The following is a 4157-nucleotide window of genomic DNA, read 5'->3' on the forward strand; positions in this document are numbered from 1 at the left end:
GGCCGTACCGCCTCCCCCACCAGCAGCGCCAGCGTCAGGTAGAGCAGCGCGGCCAGCCACAGGTAGCCCGGCCAGGCCAGCACCTGCTGGAGGGGGAAGGGGAAGCCGGCCCGCCCCCCGGCGAAGGCGCCCACGGTGAGCAGGGGCAGCACCCACACCGCGACCGTGCCGGCCCGGCGCGCGAGCGTGCCCTCGGCCGTCGTGTCACCGACCAGCCGGCGCCACACGTAGCGGTGCACGCCGGCCAGCAGCGCGAGGACCGCGACCGCCACCAGGACGAAGACGACTACCACTTGCGTTCCCCCGCTCCCCCGCCGGACCGATCCGTGCGGTCACCGTTCACGTACGCGTGTGACGCAGAGCTCTGACGCCACGGAACCCGATGACCCCGACAGCCGTCCCCAGAAGAAACGACGTGACGGCGAGCAGCAGATGGACCCAGAAGTAGGCGGTCGGGTCACCCGCGTCGTCGAACGCGAGCCCGCTGCCGTCCTTCCAGAGGTTCTTGACGAAAGAGATCCAGATGAACCAGCTCCATACCCCGAAGACGAGCAGGAACCAGGAGACGGGGCGGCTGAGCTTCATGGAATCAGTATCGCCACCGCGCTCGGCGGCTCTCGTCCGGGGTGGGCTGTCCCGGCGGTATCCACGGCGGGTCAGACCATCCGGGTCTCGATCCATGGCAACGCCATGTACGTTTCCGACCGTGCCTGCTCTGAAAAAGACTGTGATGACGGTCCTCTCTGCCGCTTTGCTGTCCGTTTGTGTCCTCAGTCCGGCCGCGGCGGCCGACAAGGACAAGACCGACGACAGACAGCCGAAGCCGACCGGCCCCATGTCCACCGTGGGCGGGGAGCGGCTGGGCCAGGTGGGCACCCAGGCCGAGCTGGGGCCGGGCGTCCCGGTGCTGCCGAAGAACCTCACCGCGCGGTCGTGGATCGTCGCGGACGCGGAGAACGGTGACGTGCTCGCGGCACACAACGCCCACTGGCGGCTGCCGCCCGCCTCCACCCTGAAGATGCTCTTCGCCGACACGGTCCTGCCGGCCCTTCAGCCGACCACGACCCACCTGGTGACCGAGCAGGAGCTGGCCGGCGTGGGTGAGGGCAGCAGCCTGGTGGGCGTCAAGGAGGACCACAGCTACACCGTCCACGACCTCTGGCTCGGGGTCTTCCTGCAGTCGGGCAACGACGCGGTGCACGTGCTGTCCTCGATGTACGGCGGTGTGGACGCGACGGTCGCGGCGATGCAGCGGCACGCGGACGAGCTCCAGGCGCTCGACACCCGGGTCGTCTCGCCGGACGGCTACGACGCCCCCAACCAGGTCTCCAGCGCGTACGACCTGACGCTGTTCGCCCGCAGCGGGCTCCAGAAGGCCGATTTCCGGGAGTACGCCGCGACGGCCACCGCGCAGTTCCCCGGGGAGCAGAAGAAGGGCAAGAAGCGGCAGTCCTTCGGGATCCAGAACACCAACCGGCTGCTCACCGGTGCCGACGGCGTGGAGCAGTACCAGGGCATCGCGGGCGTCAAGAACGGCTACACCACCCACGCGGGCAACACCTTCACCGGGGTCGCCGAGCGCGACGGGCGGGTGCTCCTGGTCACCGTCATGCACCCGGACCCGGAGGTGAGCCACGCCGTCTACAAGGAGGCGGCGTCCCTGCTGGACTGGGGGTTCGCCGCGAGCGGCAAGGTGAAGCCGGTCGGCACCCTCGTCCCGCCGAAGTCCGCCGTCACCGGCGCGGGCCAGGGCACCGAGCCGGCCGCGGGGGCGAACAAGACGCCGGGTGCCGGGAAGGGCGACCAGGCGGCCGTGGGGACCACCGTGGCCGCCGCGCCCACCGGTTCCGGGGTGTGGGTCGCGCTGTCGGTCGTCGCCGGGGTGCTGGTGGTCCTCGCGGCGGGGGTGTACCTCGTCAACCGGCGCTGGCCGCTGCCCGACCTGGTGCGCCGCCTTCCCCGTCACTGACGGGCGCGTCCTCGGCGTCCTTCTCGGGCGTCGCCGTCCAGGCGGCGCAGACCAGCAGCAGCTTCGCGCTGAAGTTGATCCACAGCAGCAGGGCGATCGGCACCCCGAAGGCGCCGTACATGCTCTTGGAGGCGACCCCCTTGATGTAGCTGCCGAGCAGCAGTTTCAGCAGCTCGAAGCCGACCGCCCCGACGAGCCCGGCGACGAAGAGCCGGTGGCGGGGCGGCTCCACCCCCGGCAGCAGGGTCAGCAGGTAGAGCAGCAGCAGGAAGTCCGCGCCGACCGCCACCACCAGGGCGGCCACTTGGAGCAGCACACCGCCGACGCCGTTCTCGGGGATGCCGAGCTGGTCGGCGGTCCACCCGATGGCCGTCGAGCCGACGGTGCCGACGGCGACCGTGGCCAGCGCGGCGCCGCCGAGCCCGATCAGCAGACCGGCGTCCTTGAGCTTGCGGACGACCGGGTTGCCCTGGTCGGCGTCGTCCTTCTCCCAGACGGCGAGCAGGCACTCCCGCATCGAGCCGATCCAGCCGACACCGGTGAAGAGCAGCAGCAGACCGGCGACCAGCCCGACCGTGCCCGCGTGGTCCACCAGGTTGCCGATGCCGAGCTGGTCGGAGATGCCGGGGACCTGCTCGGCCAGCTGCTTCTCGATCTTGTGCAGCTGCTGGTCCGTCAGGAGCGCCGCGCCGACCGCGGCCCCGACCGCGATCAGGGGGAAGAGCGCCAGGAAGCTGAGGAAGGTGATCGCCGCGGCGAGCCGGGCCCAGTGGACCCGTACCAGCGTCTCGTAGGAGCGCCAGGCGTGTGTCTCCATCAGCCGGCCGGCGAGGGGGCCGACGACGGGAAGTTTCTTCAGCCAGTCCATGCCCTACGCGTACCCGGCGGGGCCCGGAAAACCGAGCAGCGGGGCCGCCTGAGGAGCCAATCACCCATTTCGGTGAGTGCTGTAACAAATCCCTCAAAAGGGTTTCTCTTGGCGATACGGTCACCCCCATGTCCGTCGACACGGTGTCCATGACCGGCTGGGGCCGCACCGCCCCGACGACCGCGCTCCGGTTCCGCCCCCGTACGTACGAGGAGGCGGCGGTCGCCGTGACGGGCCGCGGGCCGCGCGGGGTCGTCGCCCGCGGGCTGGGCCGGTCGCACGGGGACGCGGCGCAGAACGCGGGCGGTTCGGTGGTCGACATGACCGGACTGGACCGCGTCCACACGATCGACACCGCCACCGGCACGGTCGTCTGCGACGCCGGGGTGAGCCTGCACCGCCTGATGGAGGTGCTGCTGCCGCTGGGCTGGTTCCTCCCGGTCACCCCGTCCACCCGGTACGTCACCGTCGGCGGTGCCATCGGCTCCGACCTGCACGGCCTCAACCACGCCACCGCCGGCTCGTTCACCCGGCACGTGCGCTCCCTGGAGCTGCTGACCGCCGACGGCGCCGTCCGCACGGTGCTGCCCGGGACCGATCTCTTCGCCGCGACGGCGGGCGGACTGGGGCTGACCGGGGTCGTCCTCTCCGCCACCCTCTCGCTCCGGCCCGTCGCCACCGCGTGGATGTCGGTGGTGACCGAGCGGACGGCCGACCTGGACGAGGCGTTGGCCCGGCTCTCCGGGGCCGGCGGCCACTTCCCGTACGCGGCGGCCCGGGTGGACCTGCTGGCGCGCGGGAAGGCCACGGGCCGCGCCGTGGTGGTCCGGGCGGAGCACGCGCCGCTGGACGCGCTCCCGCCGCGCGCCCGGCGCACACCGCTGGTGTTCCGTCCGGTCCAGTTGCCGGGTGCCCCGGCGTACGTTCCCGAAGGGCTGCTCGGCCGGACCTCGGCGGCGCTCCTGGCCGAGCTCCGCTTCCGGGGCGCGGGCGCCGTGCGCGCCGGGCGGCTCCAGCGCGTCTCGTCCTTCCTCCACCCCCTGGACACCCTCCCCGGGTGGAACCGGCTCTACGGCCGGGGCGGCTTCGTGCAGTACCGGTTCGCGGTGGGCGAGGGGCGGGAGCAGGCCCTGCACCGGGTGGTCCGGCGGCTGTCCCTGCGGCGCTGCCCCGCCTTCCACGCCGTGCTCCAGCGGCTCGGGGCGGGCGGGCCCGGATGGCTCTCCTTCCCGGTGCCCGGCTGGTCGCTCTCCTTCGGCCTGCCCGCGGGGCTGCCCGGTCTGGCGCGGCTGCTCGACCGCCTCGACGACGAGGTGGCGG

Annotated in this window: 4 protein-coding genes and 1 pseudogene; 2 read left to right on the forward strand and 3 right to left on the reverse strand. The window is 72.5% G+C overall.

Annotated features, from left to right (window positions below; all coding sequences use genetic code 11):
* Both IH13_RS0112230 and IH13_RS0112235 read right to left on the reverse strand, forming a co-directional pair.
* Positions 1-293: pseudogene (locus IH13_RS0112230) on the reverse strand (metallophosphoesterase); the annotation flags it as partial.
* A 46-nt stretch (positions 294-339) separates the two neighbouring features.
* Positions 340-585 carry an SCO4848 family membrane protein gene (locus IH13_RS0112235; RefSeq protein WP_031083740.1) on the reverse strand — a complete coding sequence of 82 codons (246 nt, stop codon included), beginning with the start codon at positions 583-585 and terminating at the stop codon, positions 340-342.
* A gap of 121 nt (positions 586-706) precedes the next feature.
* Here IH13_RS0112235 and IH13_RS0112240 point away from each other — a divergent pair, with 121 nt between their 5' ends.
* Positions 707-1969 (forward strand): D-alanyl-D-alanine carboxypeptidase family protein, encoded by a 1263-nt coding sequence (locus IH13_RS0112240; RefSeq protein WP_037841146.1) that lies wholly within the window; start codon positions 707-709, stop codon positions 1967-1969.
* On the opposite strand, the gene IH13_RS0112245 is transcribed toward IH13_RS0112240, so the two are convergent.
* Positions 1917-2837 (reverse strand): YihY/virulence factor BrkB family protein, encoded by a 921-nt coding sequence (locus IH13_RS0112245; RefSeq protein ID WP_031083744.1) that lies wholly within the window; start codon positions 2835-2837, stop codon positions 1917-1919. The genes IH13_RS0112240 and IH13_RS0112245 overlap by 53 nt on opposite strands.
* A 128-nt stretch (positions 2838-2965) precedes the next feature.
* Between IH13_RS0112245 and IH13_RS37285 the strand changes: the two genes are divergently transcribed.
* Positions 2966-4157 (forward strand): FAD-binding oxidoreductase (locus tag IH13_RS37285; RefSeq protein WP_031083746.1); only part of this gene is annotated, 1192 nt, incomplete at its 3' end.

Origin of the sequence: Streptomyces sp. NRRL WC-3549 (genome assembly GCF_000721935.1) — a bacterium.
Classification (GTDB): Bacteria; Actinomycetota; Actinomycetes; order Streptomycetales; family Streptomycetaceae; genus Streptomyces.

Excerpts from the sequence above, each read along its gene's own strand:
- IH13_RS0112245 (WP_031083744.1), bottom strand. The coding sequence starts at position 2,837 with ATGGACTGGCTGAAGAAACTTCCCGTCGTCGGCCCCCTCGCCGGCCGG.
- IH13_RS0112235 (WP_031083740.1), bottom strand. The coding sequence starts at position 585 with ATGAAGCTCAGCCGCCCCGTCTCCTGGTTCCTGCTCGTCTTCGGGGTA.